The following is a 14,458-nucleotide window of genomic DNA, read 5'->3' as shown; positions in this document are numbered from 1 at the left end:
CCGGCTTCGTTCTCGGCTCGAAACGACCCTCAACGTACCCCAGAGGGTACCGCCTCCGGTCCTTTTTTTTTGCGGCCTTGCCGGATGACCATTTTGAGCATCCGACAAGACTAATGCAGAGTGCTTCATGTTTCTAACGGGTCTCGCCGACCAGCTACACGTCTAAATTCCGTACTTCGAGCGCATGTTCCTGGATGAAATTTCTCCGCGGCTCGACTTCGTCCCCCATCAAAATGGTGAAGATTTCATCGACGCCGGTCACGTCCTCCAGCTGGACCTTCAAGAGCGTGCGTTTCTCCGGGTCCATCGTCGTTTCCCACAATTGCCCCGGATTCATCTCGCCCAGTCCTTTGTACCGTTGAAGACCGAGGCCTTGCTTCCCGAGTTCAAGAATGGTCCTCACCGTCTCAGCGGTAGAAACCAGCTGCCGTTCCTGGCCCTTTGTTTTCAGCCTATAGGGAGGCCGTCCGAGACCGACGACGGACGGCGCAAGCTTTTGAAGCTCTCGGAAGTCGGCCGATCCCACCAAGTCGTGGTTGACTTCGATGCTGTGCGTCATGCCGTTGACAAGAAGCCGGCACGTGGCTTTGTTGGACTGATGTTCTTCATCCGCAAAGATCTCGAACGTCGGTTCCAACTTCGGGAACGCCAGGAGGAGCGCCTTCTTTACATCGACCACTACGCGATTGAGGGCCTCTCGATCCTTGAGGAGCTCGCGATCGAGCCCTGGTTCATCCACAAAAGCCCTCAGCATCGCGGCTTCATACGGCTTCTTATTCAACCGTCCGAGCAATGTTTCGAACGCGATCAGTTTCTTCAAGATCGGCAACAGCCGGCGCCCGGTCACATACCCTTGGGCCCCTTCCGTGTACAGTTCGACGTCTTCGACCGCCAAATCGGCCAAGTACTCGTTCAGCGCCCCCTCATCCTTGAGGTACCGTTCGATCTTGCCCTTTTTGACTTTGAACAGCGGAGGCTGAGCGATGTAGATATAGCCTCGCTCAATCAACTCAGGCATTTGCCGGAAGAAGAACGTCAAGAGCAAGGTCCGGATGTGGCTCCCGTCGACGTCGGCATCGGTCATGAGGATGATCTTGTGATAGCGCGCCTTCGCAATGTCGAAGGTATCTTTCTCCGACTTGTCGCTCTCTTCCCGCTTGCGACCGATACCGGTCCCCAGCGCCATGATGAGCGTTCTAATCTCGTCGCTCGAGAGCATCTTGTCGAACCGTGCCTTCTCGACGTTCAAGATCTTTCCTTTTAGGGGCAGGATCGCTTGGAACTTGCGGTCGCGTCCTTGCTTCGCAGACCCGCCCGCCGAGTCACCCTCGACGATGTAGAGTTCGCTCAAGGCCGGATCCTTCTCGGAACAATCCGCCAATTTCCCGGGAAGCGAGCCGCCGTCGAGGGCGCTCTTGCGCCGGATCAGATCCTTGGCCTTTCGGGCCGCCTCGCGCGCACGCGCCGCGTCGACGGCCTTGCCGATGATCTTTCGCGCGACCGGAGGATTTTCCTCGAAATAATTGCCCAAGGCCTCGTTGACCGCAGCCTCGACAACGCCTTTCACTTCGCTGTTCCCGAGCTTGGCTTTTGTCTGACCCTCAAACTGCGGATTGCGGACCTTGACGCTGACCACCGCCGTGAGACCTTCCCGCACATCATCTCCGGTCAGCGATTCGGTTTCTTTCTTAAGCAAATCGTTCGCGTTCGCGTAATTGTTGATCGTCCTGGTGAGGGCGGCCTTGAACCCTACCAAGTGTGTCCCACCTTCCTTGGTGTTGATGTTGTTCGCGAACGAAAACAGGTTCTCGGCGTAGCTGTCGTTGTACTGGAGGGCCACCTCCAGAATCATTTCCAGCTTCTCGACCTTGACGTAGATCGGCTTGTGCAGCGGCGTTTTGGCTTCGTTGAGATGCTCGACGAAGGATACGATGCCGCCCTTGTACACAAAGACTTGCTCTTTCGCCGGCTCTTTCCGCTCGTCCCTGAGCGTGATGGCCAGACCCTTGTTCAAAAAAGCGAGCTCGCGTAGGCGCTGAGCCAATACGTCAAAGCTGAACTCCAGCGTCTCAAAGATTTGGCCGTCCGGCCTGAAGCGAACCTTGGTGCCGCGTCGTTTGGTCTTGCCCGTGGCATTGAGCGGCGCGTTTGGCTTGCCGCGTTCATACCGTTGTTCGAATACCTGACCGTCCTGCCAGATCTCGAGCTCAAGCCACTCTGATAAGGCATTCACAACGGAGATCCCGACCCCGTGTAAGCCACCGGAAACCGTGTAGGCGCCCTGCTCGAACTTGCCTCCCGCATGAAGCACCGTCAGCGCCACCTCGGCGGCGGATTTCTTTTGCGTGGGGTGCATGCCGGTGGGAATGCCTCTCCCGTTGTCGATGACCGTCAGACTGCCGTCGATGTGGATCGTGACCTCGATCGCTTCGCCGAAGCCCGCCATATGTTCGTCGACACTGTTGTCGACGACCTCATACACGAGGTGGTGAAGTCCGTCGACGCTGGTGCTCCCGATATACATCGCAGGCCGCTTGCGCACCGCATCGAGCCCCTCAAGGACCTTGATCTGATCCGCGCTGTAGCTGTCCGATTTCGGTTGAAGCGAGTCTTCTGTGGTCATTCGTTTCCTGACTCAATCGTCATACGGTCATATGATTCGTCGGCTGTGAGGCGAAAACAGAATTCTCGGTGTGCATGTTGGACGCCCTGCTATCGGAGCCATTCAGATCTTGATCGGCATCACCACACACTTGAACCCCGGGTTCTCCGGTTCCTGGATCAGACAGGGACTCAAAGGGGTTTCCATCTGCATAGAGATGCTTTCTCCGTCCATCACACTGAAGACATCCAAAAGATAGCGGGCATTAAAGCCGGTGCTGAGTGAATCCCCCTCGTATCGAACAGGCACATCTTCCGAGGCTTCCCCGTAGTCCGGACTGCTGGTAAACAGAGTCATCGTGCCGGACGCGAACGAAACTTTCACCGCGCTGGCTTTATCCTTCGATAAGACCGAGACTCGCCGTAGCGCGCTTTCCAGTTCAGCCCGGTTCACGCTGATCTTCTTGCCGTTCTCTTTAGGGATGACCTGTTGGTAGTTGGGATAGTTGCCTTCCATCAATCGCGATGTGAGTAGGAGGCCGCTTTTTCGAAAAATCATGAGGTTCTTCGTAAAACCGATCAGTGGTTCGCTGTCTCCTCCCTCTTCCAAGAGATGCCGGATTTCGTGTGCGGCCTTCTTCGGAATAATCGCCTTGATTTCCTGCGGGACGCCTTTCGTGCCGGCCTTTCCGATTTCCTGTTCCGACACGGCGAGACGGTGGCCGTCCGTGCCCACTAAGCGAAGCGACGTTTTTCTATCGGTGGCGAGAAGGGTGACGAGGAGCCCATTCAAGATATACCGAGCATCATTATCTCCTGCGGCGAAGAGAGTCTTTCGGATCAATTCAAGCAGGCCTTCTCCAGAAAGCGGCGTCAATCCCTCGCGCTCGATCGTCGGCAACGCCGGGTACTCCGTATTGGGCAACCCCACGACTTTGAATTGGCTCTTCCCGGCCTGAATGGTGGTCCAGTTGTTGTCGGCAGACGTGAGCTCAACTTCACCGGGTGGCACTTCCTTGATGATTTCGAACAGCTTTCTGGCCGAAATGGTGACCCCTCCCGTCTCGACGACGGTCGCCTTATAGAGGCCTCGCACCCCGATCTCGAGGTCGGTCGCGACGATTTCTACCCCATCCTGTTTTGCCTCAAAGAGGATGTTCGATAGAATCGGCATCGTGTTCCGTTTCTCAACGACGCCTTGAACCCGTTGAAGCCCGGTCAGCAATTCATCTCTCCCCATCCGTACCTTCATGGAAACATTCTCCCCGATGTCTTAGCTCCGAAGAATTTGCTCTTTCAGTGTTTCAATCGTCGCTTGCAAGGTCGTGTCGCTCTCCTTAGACTTCGCAACCTGACGGCAAGCATGAATGATCGTCGTATGGTCCTTGCCGCCGAATTGCCGCCCGATTTCAGGATACGATGCGTCGGTCAGCTCTCGACATAGGTACATCGCGATTTGCCGAGGATGAACGAGGGTCTTACTCCGCCGGCGCGATTTCAGTTCGGTCAGTTTTACATGGAACTGGGTACACACCGCCTCTTGAATATCGTCCATCGTCACGATCTTCTTCTTGTCTCCGATCAAATCACGGAGGACGCTCTTGGCCAGATCGAGGGTAATGACTTGCCCCGTCAACGACGCATAGGCGCCCAATCGGACAAGACTGCCTTCCAGCTCGCGGACATTGCTCTTCATCGTCGTGGAGAGGAACTGGATCACGTCTTCCGGCAGCTTGACTCCCTCATCCTCCGACTTCTTTCTCAAAATCGCGATCCGGGTCTCGACGTCCGGAGGTTGCAGATCGGCGATCAATCCCCACTCGAAACGGGAACGTAGACGTTCTTCGATGTCAGGCATGTCCTTCGGAAACCGGTCACTCGAGAGCACGATCTGTTTATGGCCTTCGTACAGGGCATTGAAGGTGTGAAAGAACTCTTCCTGTGTCCGTTCTTTTCCGACCAAGAACTGAATGTCGTCGATCATCAGCATATCGATATGGCGATAGCGCTTCCGCAGATCCATCATCTTGTCATAGCGGATGGAGTTGATCACCTCGTTGGTAAATTGTTCCGTGGTCAAGTAGGCAATGCGCAAATCGCTCTTTTCAGCCACATGATTCCCTATCGCGTTTAAAAGATGCGTCTTTCCAAGTCCCACACCACCGTAAATAAAGAGCGGGTTATAGGTCTGTCCAGGTTGTTCCGCCACTGCCATACATGCTGCATGAGCAAATTGATTCCCCGCACCAACGACAAAGTTTTTGAATGTATATTTTGGGTTCAGCTGGATTCCCCGTCGAGGCTTGGCCTGAGTTGGGCTCCGAGGCGCGTTCCTGATGGCTTGGGATTCGCTCTGCAGCTGAGCTCCATTCTCACGGACGGTAAATGCAACGGTCATCACCTCTCCCTCACGAGCCGTGGTCATGGCTTCCGCCAGCAGGGATCCATAATGAGTATTCAACCATTCTCCAAAAAATTTATTCGGAACTCCAATATGCGCCGTCGAGTTCTCAATCCGATCTAGACGAACTGGTAGGAACCATGTGTCATACACCTGCTTCGGGACCTTCTCTTGGATATACTGCAGCACCTCCTGCCACACGGTATCAAAACTCATAACCTGTCAAAATCCTTATGCACAGGATTATTCACACCTGTGAATAACCATCTTCTCATCCGTTACATGGTTGATAAAAAGCGACGGTGAATACCATGCCACACTGGGTGATGTCGAGACTTATGAAGACACCTCTCTCAGCACTCTGCTCCCCTTCACAAACTCTTCACAGGTTCCACCTCTTCCATAAAGACATAATCCACAGGGTTATCCTTCCTTACGCGTCTATATTTCATTAATAAAATCAATACCGTTATACTTCTACTCCTTATTCACTTTTCTACTCTTACTCCCACGACTACGAATTTTCTTTACGGAAAGACTTCGGAGTCATAGAGTCACAACCTTGCTCTCAAGGACTATTGTCAACACCTGTTCATAGGACAACCGCTCCCCCTCTGTTAATCGGGGGATAGTCGCCGCACGCAATACTTTTCCTGGAAGAAGGGGATCTTCTAGCGAGAGCACCACTGCAGAACCGTCCTCAGGGAGGAGTGCATGGGACAGACTATGAAGCGGAGAACGAACAACATAGACGAGCGACGACATAGAAGAAACTCCCGAATCAAAAAACGAGGGTGCAGTCCATGGATCGTACAAAGGAGCTGATCGTTTCATCATTTTCCCGTCTGGTAGAGAATTCGTCCCGAACCTGTATCTGGTCTGATGTGTCTTGCAGAACAATCGGGATTTCGAGCTGCTCGATCGAGGGAAGATACTTTTCGAGGATGTCGGCGTCGATGATGTCGTCAGCCTCCTCCGAGAGAAGACGAGCAGCCTCCCCAAGAAGAACAACCGTTGTCGTATGAGATCCCGCCGCAAGACCGAGCGCAATACGCAAGGCTTCGACTGGCCTATGCGTCTTTCGAGGATCTTCCTGAATAACAACGGCTATATTTTTTGCCATAGTGAAGTTAATCAGGTAAACGACAAAAACGGATCACAGGCATCAATAATTCCAGACAGCACGACGAGGCCGCAGAGTGACATCTTCGGATCAATAGTCGCCGTTGGAACATGATGTTGTTGACACCCATAGGCACATGCAAAAACGCGGGCCCCTGCTTGGGCGAGCTCTCGGTAGTGTTCGGTGTGGATGTTCTTCACGCCTTCATCAATAAGATAGAGATAGACATCATGGCCGGCATCGAGGGCCGCGCGCGCAAGCCCGTGAACAGTCTCAGCACTACTGTGTGATGGGGGAAGAGCCAGGAGGAAACCTATCTTCTTTGAATTCACAGGAATTTACGATTAATTTTATATAGTTATAGTTTTCAATGTCATTGGAGAATAAGTGGTTTTTGGCAGAAAGTCAACCTGAAAGATGGGCGCTTCAGGAGCCGGTAACGAGAGAGTGAATCTGAGGACTTAGGGTGGAGAGACTCACATCATGCTGTACCTTGGTCTCCATATCGCGAAGAATACCCGACCGTTTCGCGACTTCGTCATCGCCGATGATGAGAGTGAACCGACACCCCAGGCGATCTGCTTGCCGTAAGTGAGCCTTCAAGGTTATGGATCGAAAATCGGAGACAGCGTGTAGCCCGGCAAGACGAAGTTCTTCGAGAGCTGTGAGACCAGCCACAGCACCGTAACCGCCGAAGCCGGCGACATAGACAGTCACATCATGTGGAATTTTCTTGACCGCGGACTCAGGCAACAACATCGTCACTCTTTCAAGACCGACGGCAAAACCCACAGCCGGGGTAGACGGTCCTCCGAGCGTTTCAACCAATCCATCGTACCGTCCACCTGCCCCTACAGCATTCTGAGCACCCAAGTTGGTCGTGGTAACCTCGAAGGTGGTGAGGTTGTAGTAATCAAGGCCTCGAACGAGCCGATGATTCAACGAGTAGGGAATCTTAACAACATCAAGACCAGATAAGACTCGCGTGAAGTACGAACGAGCTGCCTCGGAAAGCGAGTCGGTTAACCGCGGAGCGATCTCCGTAATCGCCCGACACTCAGGAACTTTGCAGTCGAGGACGCGCAGAGGATTCGCTTCGATGCGATGTCGACAATTTGCACAAAGGCCGGATTCATGCTGTTTGAGGTAACTCACGAGGTGGGGCCGATAGGTGTCTCGATCAGCGGTATAGCCGAGGTTGTTAATCTCCAAGGTGAGACCGGGTAGATCGAGGTCAGACAGGATTCGCCAGAGGAGGGCAATGACCTCGACATCGGCCTGAGGATCAGCCATACCAAGCGATTCGACGCCAAATTGATGAAATTGCCGCAGGCGGCCTGCCTGAGGTCTCTCGTGACGAAACATAGGTCCGAAATAAAAATACTTCTGAGGAACAGGGATAGAGGCCCGATTGTGTTCGATATAGGCTCGGACTGTCCCGGCGGTTCCTTCTGGTCGAAGGGTTAGTGAGGTACCGTCCCGATCCTGGAACGTGTACATTTCCTTCTCGACAATATCGGTCGACGCACCGATGCTCCGTGCAAACAAGGTCGTTACTTCAAAGATCGGAATGCGAATTTCATGAAAACCATAGCGGTCGGCCCACCGCCTGGCAGCCTCTTCGATGAGGCGCCAACGGGGCGTCTCTTCCGGCAACAGATCTTTGACACCTTTGATGCCCTTGATCAGGGACATCCAGTCACCTCCATACGAGGATATGTGTTACATAACAGAGTTTGTGCGGACTATAGCGACGGCTTTCGAGGCAAGTCAACGGACCGGCAACTTGCGCCATGCTGGCGTGATAGGTATAGTGCGCGGCCTATGGTTCAGTACGACGTGAAAGCCTTTCTATGAGTCAGGATCAATCAGGTCGCCGGGTCGTGGCCATCGCTCCCATGCCCCCGGAGAAATCTGCTTATGCGCTGGCCCGCTACAGCCGGTCGCCGGACTCCATCGAACAAAGCATCCGGTGGGTTCATGGACATTCCTCGGAAAAGTTCTGGGAACAGTTTTACTTCGATTACGGTCATGCGTCGATCGCCGACCTCGGCCACGTCATCATCTGTTTTGAAGACATCTCGGAACTCGCCGCCATTCGCTTGGAGGACGAGGCGCTCTGGGACGGCCAGGCGAAATCGAGCCGCTATCAGAATTTTGCCTCGAGCCGGTGGTTTGTGCCGGGCCAGATCCGAGGCAGCGAAACCGAAGCCCTCTATGAAGGCATTCTCCGCAGTCTGTCAGAGATTTATCGATTGCTGCACGATCCCTTGATCGCATACCTCTCTGAACGGGAGCCTCGTCCGGAGTCCATGAAACAGGCCGATTACCAGAGGACAATCGGGGCACGCGCCTTTGATGTCACTCGTTACCTGCTTCCTCTTGCAGCAAAGACCAACGTAGGGCAAGTCGTCAGCATCCGGACCTTGGAAAAACAGATGACGCGCCTGTTGTCGTCGCAATTGCCGGAACTGCGGGCGATCGGTGAGGATTTGAAAGAGGCCTGCCAACGGCCGCCGGTGAATCTGTGGAGCGAACTCTGTGGTCAGACCTCAGGATTGAACGATCCTCTGGCTCCAACATTGGCACGGCATGCGAAGGCGAATGCCTATCAAGAATCGGTCTACTCCGATTTAGCCCGCCATGCCAAAGCCGCATTACGCGGCACAGGGTTGGATCAGCCCGGTACGTGGGGTGCCGTGGAGTCGGTCGAGCTTATTGACCCACATCATCCGCTCGACGAAATCGTCACGACGCTCCTCTATCGCGTGTCGCAGGCCCCGTACCGGAAGATACTCGAGGTCGTGAAAGAGTGGTCTGAGAAGGACAAACAAGAGACCATCGAAGTGGCCACAAGACAGCGCGGGCCATACGATGAACTCATCAAAGAGTTCCGCAGCGGCTATGCATTCAACTTCGATATCCTGATGGACATCGGGGCCTGGCGGGATATGCACCGCCATCGGCGGTGCCAGCAAGTCCAGCAAAACTTCACGACTCTTCACGGCTATGACGTTCCGCCGCCGCTTATTGAGGCAGGGCTGGATCAAGAGTATCGGCAGGCGATGGATGCCGTGCGTCAGGATATCGAGTCGCTCAAGAATAAGGATCAGGAAGCATCACTCTACGCCATTCCGTTCGGGTTCAAGGTGCGCTGTTTGTTCAAGATGGACTATGCCGAGGCGGAGTATATCGCCAAACTCCGGTCCGGTGTGAAAGGCCATTGGTCGTACAGAACGGTCGCCTGGCAGATGAAGCAGCAGCTGGCCAGGAAATTTCCCTTCCTCGGCGAAGGTATCCAGGCAACACCGCCGGATGTCGAAGACGCACTGACTCGATAAGATCCTCGCATCGGACATGAGCACCCATCAGCAACAATGCGAAGCCGCCATCGTGGCGGGAGCCTGGGACACGCTGTTCGGCGAGTCGTTGGATTGGAGCCGAGATCCGGACGGGGCAAAGGATCCACGTCCTCTCTTCGCACGAAACGTCGTGTATCTCTTGCAGGGTCGGTTTGCGGATGCCTGGAAAGCCCATGCGCTCTGCCTCGAAGCTGAGAAGGACATCGCGGCCGTAGGAACCTGGGTGAAGGATCTGCTCGATCGGCAGACGGACAATGGCTACTGCTATTTGGTCATGGGAATATTTCTGGCGCAATCGGGTCAATCGGAGCAATCCATGAGGCCATACGCAGAAGCCGCTCGGTTACTCCCGCAATCTGCCCATCCGCATTACTTTTTAGCACAGATTCACGAACGTGCCGGCCATCTTGAAATGGCGATCAAGGGGTATCGTGAAGCCGTCCGTCTCGCCCCGGACTACGCGCCGGCACGGATGAATCTAGGAGTCGCGTATCAAGATCAAGGGCGCCTGGAAATGGCGATCAAAGAATACCGGGAGGTGGTGAAGCTTACGCCCAACGATTCGGCAGCACATTCCAATCTCGCCTGTGCTCTCGCAGAGCAGGGGAAGATGGAGCCGGCGGTGCAATCCTACAAGACTGCCTTGAAACTGAACCCACAGGATGCCGAAGTCCACTTCGCGCTGGGCGGACTCTACGAAGTGCGGGGACGCATGGACCTAGCGCACAAGAGTTATCAAGAGGCGCTCAACGCCGATCCTGACTGTGGCCCCGCCCATTCCGCGCTCGGGTGGCTGGCATTAGGCAAGCGTAGACTTCAGGAAGCGACGGACATGTTCAACCGGGCGCTCAAGTGCAATGAGGAAGATGCGCGAGCCTATCACGGCATCGCTGAAATCTATGCTCTGCGCGGCAAGCGCCAGAGCGCGATGGAAAACTACACCAAGGCGCTGAAGTACTATCGCGATCCCGAAAAAAAGAATCAGATCATGAACCAGCTGTTCCAGGAAGGGCAGGTAGGGGATTGAAGGAATAGGGCCGGGGCTCGCCGAGTGCGCTTCACGAACGGCGAAGCCATACCTTACAGCTCGCGGATGGCACCCTGCAGCACGGTGATCTGCGTGGTGGGATCGCCCGTCGCCTTCAGTTCATTGCGGATCTGGTCCTTCAGGTAGGATGAATAGCCGACACGGTCGATGAGGACGTCCAAAAATCGTTCGGTCGGGAGCAGGCTTTGCTCTTTGAGTTCTTCTACCGTGTCGTCACTCACGGGTATGTAGGTGCTGCCGATATGGAAGACCACGTTGTAGTGCCGTCCTTTGGCAATCCGCTCAAACCGTAAGCCCTTCACAGGTTCCTCCACAGAAGGCGCTCATTCTAGACAAGATCTGGTCGTGAAGACAAGGGCAACTTCTCGGTCACAATGGTGGACAGGTATCGCAGAGGGCATTTATCATGACCCTTCCTTCCCGTGAAATGCAGATGAGCTCAGTCCTGATGACTGCAACAGACCTCATCGAATTATGGATCAGCCGCCTTGAAGCGGGACAAGTCCGCCTGTCTGAAACAGAGCAGGATGCTCCTGTCGCGGCGTCGCAAGGTCGCCTGGTGCAAACAATCGGGGGGTTCCAGCTGTACGAGTTTATGGTGCCTTCTGAGGTCACGCTATGCGTCGATCTTCCGGTGTCTGTCGTCCCCGCCAACGAAGCGGACACGACGGAAGGAATAGTGCTCCGGCAGACGGGGAACAGCATCCTTGTCCAGCTGGTCGATGCTCTTGGAGCCGAAGTTTCTTCTGTCACTCTCATTCCAGATCAGGCCGGTCTGGTCAGTATGTCAGCCCTCCGTCTGAAAGAAATGCTGGCGAAGCCGGACCTCTATCACCTCGGGCCGGCCGAGCGGTTAACGTCGCTGTTACAGATGCAGGAAGATCAGGTCGCAACATTCCCCTCCGCCTCATCCGTCTTCACCGCAATGTGGTCGGATGACCGGTCATTCCGGCGTCAGAAGCTCGCTGACCTGGCGATGGAACTCATTCGCACCAACAAACGCATTCTCCTGATCAGTCCGGATCACCAAGAATGCGATGAGATTGTAGGGATAGTGGGGCGTACCGTGAAGGCCGGCGGACTGAACCACAAAACGTGGATCACTCGGTATGAACTCCCGATTGCTTCGCAAGCCGGAGGCATCGACCTTCACGAACTGGGGTTCGAAGCGCAAATGCATCAATTCTATGCCAAGTCACAAGGCGACAAGGCCTCCTTGAAACACAAGTACGACCGCTTCCGAGCGCTCGCACCTTTTTTGTCTCAGAAAGAAGCGAAACAGCAAGACCTGGACGAACTCCGCCTGTTGGAATGGCGCCTCGTCACACAAGTGCGAGATCTTCAAGTGAGAATGGCCGATGCCCGGAAGACGCTCGAGGAATTCGAAAACCTACCCCTGTTTCAACGGCTGACGATGCAGGCGGTGGGGAAGAATGCGGAATCCCTCAAACAGTACTGCGCGTTGTATCAGGATCAGATGGACCAACTGAACAAAGAACTCGATGTCGCCAAGGTGAGCATTCAGCAGCTGGCTCCGGAGGCGGCCGTTCCCAGAGGGATGCGAGCCGAGTTTGACGCACTCAAGGAGCACATCGCAAAACTCGGTGGTACGAAAAAGGTTCGTGAGCTGATGGCTGCTGAGGAAAATCCGAACCGCCAGGCCTTCCTGCAGAATCGACGAGTTGTTGCCGTCACGCCCACGCGAGTCGCGAGCGATCCTTTGTTCAGCCGGGTGCGTTTCGACGTCTTAATGGTCGATGAGGCCCCGAGGATCGCCGTCCCTTCACTTCTGGCTGCGGCCGGGCTCGCACGTGAACGCATTATCGTCAGCGGCGATCCACGTGACATCGCTGCCGCGGGACAATGGGCTCCGCCTCAGGCAGCCACCCGTACCGCACATTGAGCAGCAGCCCCTGACACTTGCTTGACGTGGGTAACGAGAATTCAGCATAATCCGACTCCTTTAGAGGCCGACGTCTTGGCACGCTCAAAAATGGTCTTGAACGAGGCCGCAGTGAGCGAAAGGTTGAGTCGTACCCTTCGCCGGTACGTCGAGACCTTGAGCGAAACGAGAATGAAGCTGACGGTCTTTTTCAACATCCCCTGAGGCCGAAGTGGCGGAACTGGCAGACGCACTAGATTCAGGGTCTAGCGCCCTCACGGGTGTCCGGGTTCAAATCCCGGCTTCGGCACCACCCCTAACCCACTGAAAACACGAAAAAAGGCAATAAAAATGGGAGATACGCCAGTTAAGGTATACCCTCCCCGATTCGTGGAGTTTGGTGTAGTTCTTACTGGAACGGGTCATTTGTCGCCGTTTTCGACACAGATCGTTAGCAAATCGTTAGCACCGAAATCAGGACGCCTAATGGTATGTTTGATCGGGCATGTGTTACCCCCTTTCGCTGCAATCCAACTAGAACACTTAGGGTATTATCGGGCGTACCGATTTTTCGTGCTATTTGCGCAATGCTCAAACCACGGGGATACATCTTATAGATCCGCTCATCTTTGTGGTTAAAATCAGACATCACTAACTCCTTATGGTTAACTCCTCCGGCGGATGATGTCCCCGCGTGCTGTGACCCATCCGCCATCTATCATCGTCTGCGCCAGGCGCCTATAGTACCCTCTGGCGGACCAGACCATGCCGGTCCGTAGTCCGTCGGCTATAGCTTCGAGGATCTCCGCCTCGTCGGCTTGGCCTGCCATAAACCGGGCACGGAATGCGGCGTCAAACGCCATAGGGCCTCCTATTCGTCTTTAGAAGTTTACTAGTAGTCCTCTGGGAACATCAGCGTAACGCCCCCGCGTTCGTTGGGTACAAGCCACGGCGTAGTGGGCCCGCTGCACCCCGGACGCACGCCCAGAATAGCTGTATTATCCTGGTCTAGCGCCGCATACCATGGTATCCCGACTGCCCATTTTGCCCTAGCTATTTCTCGGTGCCGGCACACTAAACCCTTGACGAGAGCGACAGTCCGCCGGGCGTCCGAACTCCGGGGGCTAGAGTGGTCAGACGTGGACTACCAAGCGGGGACATTGGAATTTAGACAGCCGAAGGAGCAGCGAAAAAAGATCCTGCGAGTAACACCCGTGCTGACCAAAACCCTAGCGTCCGCAAAGCACTGTGCGGGAGAAAGCGAGCATGTCTTCCCTGGACCGGACGGGAAGCAAATGACAAAGGACGCACTAGCCCACCGGCTGGACAACATTGGCGTCCGCGCGGGGATAAGACTGAGCAGCCACAGATTCAGACATAGTGGAATTACGGATGCGCTGAAAAACGGGGTGCCGCTATTCGCCGTGCAAAAACTCGCGGGCCATAGCCAAGTCCAAACGACGCCAGAATACGCGCATTTCGACCTCGCGGCGCAAGGCGAAGCAATGAAAAAATTAAACATGGGGGGTTATGAATAGCGTCCCCATCATCATAATGATGGAAATAGCCAGGAGGATCATTACAGGATAAATCCATTCGACTAGCATTCAGACCTCCCGGCGTAAGATCCGCCACCACCCATCGAGCGGCATTCGCACAATCGCTTCACTATTCCCCCTTATGGGATTACCTTGGAGACTTCACAGGTCGGAAGGAGCAGTACCACAGGGGACGAACTGCACGCAAGCCGTACTAGGGGGCTTCATTTGCGTTTTGGAGATCACTCCTGTCTGGGAACAGTAACGCTATGGATGAATGGCTATGTCCTAGAGGACTCCAAGAGGCGCCCCGCCAACCGACAAAGGCCCGGGGGGCTCCGCCAGGTGTTATTAGGGTGTTAGTTTTATCGACAGATCGATGGAGAGAGCAACAAAGACAGACAAAGAGAAACAAATGAGCCGAGCTGCTGCTGAGGGGATTGAGAGGATTGCCGATATTATCAATAACTTCGGCAACCCTCCCTGATATAATCCAGGCTTCG

12 protein-coding genes and 1 tRNA gene are annotated in these 14,458 nt (G+C 54.7%); 5 read left to right on the top strand and 8 right to left on the bottom strand.

Features of this window, described 5'->3' with window-relative positions:
- Positions 1-154 precede the first annotated feature (154 nt).
- The 6 genes from gyrB to hisS all read right to left on the bottom strand — a co-directional run bounded on the left by gyrB (position 155) and on the right by hisS (position 7,820).
- On the bottom strand, positions 155-2,623 hold the full coding sequence (gyrB, locus tag P0120_15350; GenBank protein ID MDF0675695.1) for a DNA topoisomerase (ATP-hydrolyzing) subunit B: 2,469 nt from the start codon (positions 2,621-2,623) through the stop codon (positions 155-157).
- Positions 2,624-2,725: 102 nt separating this feature from the next.
- Positions 2,726-3,853: a DNA polymerase III subunit beta gene (gene dnaN, locus P0120_15345; GenBank protein MDF0675694.1), complete on the bottom strand. Its 1,128-nt coding sequence runs from the start codon at positions 3,851-3,853 to the stop codon at positions 2,726-2,728.
- Between the two features lie 21 nt (positions 3,854-3,874).
- Entirely contained in the window at positions 3,875-5,218 is a 1,344-nt protein-coding gene (dnaA, locus tag P0120_15340) for a chromosomal replication initiator protein DnaA (protein MDF0675693.1), read from the bottom strand.
- A gap of 565 nt (positions 5,219-5,783) precedes the next feature.
- Complete coding sequence (locus tag P0120_15335; protein ID MDF0675692.1) at positions 5,784-6,125, bottom strand: hypothetical protein; 342 nt, start codon at positions 6,123-6,125, stop codon at positions 5,784-5,786.
- A gap of 11 nt (positions 6,126-6,136) precedes the next feature.
- Entirely contained in the window at positions 6,137-6,457 is a 321-nt protein-coding gene (locus P0120_15330) for a DsrE family protein (GenBank protein ID MDF0675691.1), read from the bottom strand.
- Between the two features lie 94 nt (positions 6,458-6,551).
- Complete coding sequence (hisS, locus tag P0120_15325) at positions 6,552-7,820, bottom strand: histidine--tRNA ligase (protein MDF0675690.1); 1,269 nt, start codon at positions 7,818-7,820, stop codon at positions 6,552-6,554.
- Positions 7,821-7,978: 158 nt separating this feature from the next.
- Between hisS and P0120_15320 the strand changes: the two genes are divergently transcribed.
- Positions 7,979-9,466, top strand: coding sequence for an FAD-dependent thymidylate synthase (locus P0120_15320; GenBank protein ID MDF0675689.1), 1,488 nt, complete (start codon positions 7,979-7,981; stop codon positions 9,464-9,466).
- A 16-nt stretch (positions 9,467-9,482) separates the two neighbouring features.
- Positions 9,483-10,514, top strand: coding sequence for a tetratricopeptide repeat protein (locus P0120_15315; GenBank protein ID MDF0675688.1), 1,032 nt, complete (start codon positions 9,483-9,485; stop codon positions 10,512-10,514).
- A gap of 53 nt (positions 10,515-10,567) precedes the next feature.
- Here P0120_15315 and P0120_15310 read toward each other — a convergent pair whose 3' ends face one another.
- Positions 10,568-10,837: a hypothetical protein gene (locus P0120_15310; protein ID MDF0675687.1), complete on the bottom strand. Its 270-nt coding sequence runs from the start codon at positions 10,835-10,837 to the stop codon at positions 10,568-10,570.
- Between the two features lie 146 nt (positions 10,838-10,983).
- On the opposite strand from P0120_15310, the gene P0120_15305 reads away from it, so the two are divergent.
- Together P0120_15305 and P0120_15300 are read left to right on the top strand one after the other, a co-directional pair.
- Positions 10,984-12,438: an AAA domain-containing protein gene (locus tag P0120_15305; GenBank protein MDF0675686.1), complete on the top strand. Its 1,455-nt coding sequence runs from the start codon at positions 10,984-10,986 to the stop codon at positions 12,436-12,438.
- A 205-nt stretch (positions 12,439-12,643) separates the two neighbouring features.
- Positions 12,644-12,730, top strand: a tRNA-Leu gene (locus P0120_15300).
- Between the two features lie 352 nt (positions 12,731-13,082).
- Here P0120_15300 and P0120_15295 read toward each other — a convergent pair.
- On the bottom strand, positions 13,083-13,280 hold the full coding sequence (locus tag P0120_15295) for a hypothetical protein (GenBank protein ID MDF0675685.1): 198 nt from the start codon (positions 13,278-13,280) through the stop codon (positions 13,083-13,085).
- Positions 13,281-13,499: 219 nt separating this feature from the next.
- On the opposite strand from P0120_15295, the gene P0120_15290 reads away from it, so the two are divergent.
- On the top strand, positions 13,500-13,955 hold the full coding sequence (locus P0120_15290; GenBank protein ID MDF0675684.1) for a tyrosine-type recombinase/integrase: 456 nt from the start codon (positions 13,500-13,502) through the stop codon (positions 13,953-13,955).
- Positions 13,956-14,458 lie beyond the last annotated feature (503 nt).

Origin of the sequence: Nitrospira sp. (assembly GCA_029194675.1) — a bacterium.
Taxonomy (GTDB): Bacteria; Nitrospirota; Nitrospiria; order Nitrospirales; family Nitrospiraceae; genus Nitrospira_D.
This window is presented reverse-complemented; position numbering and strand designations above follow the sequence as displayed.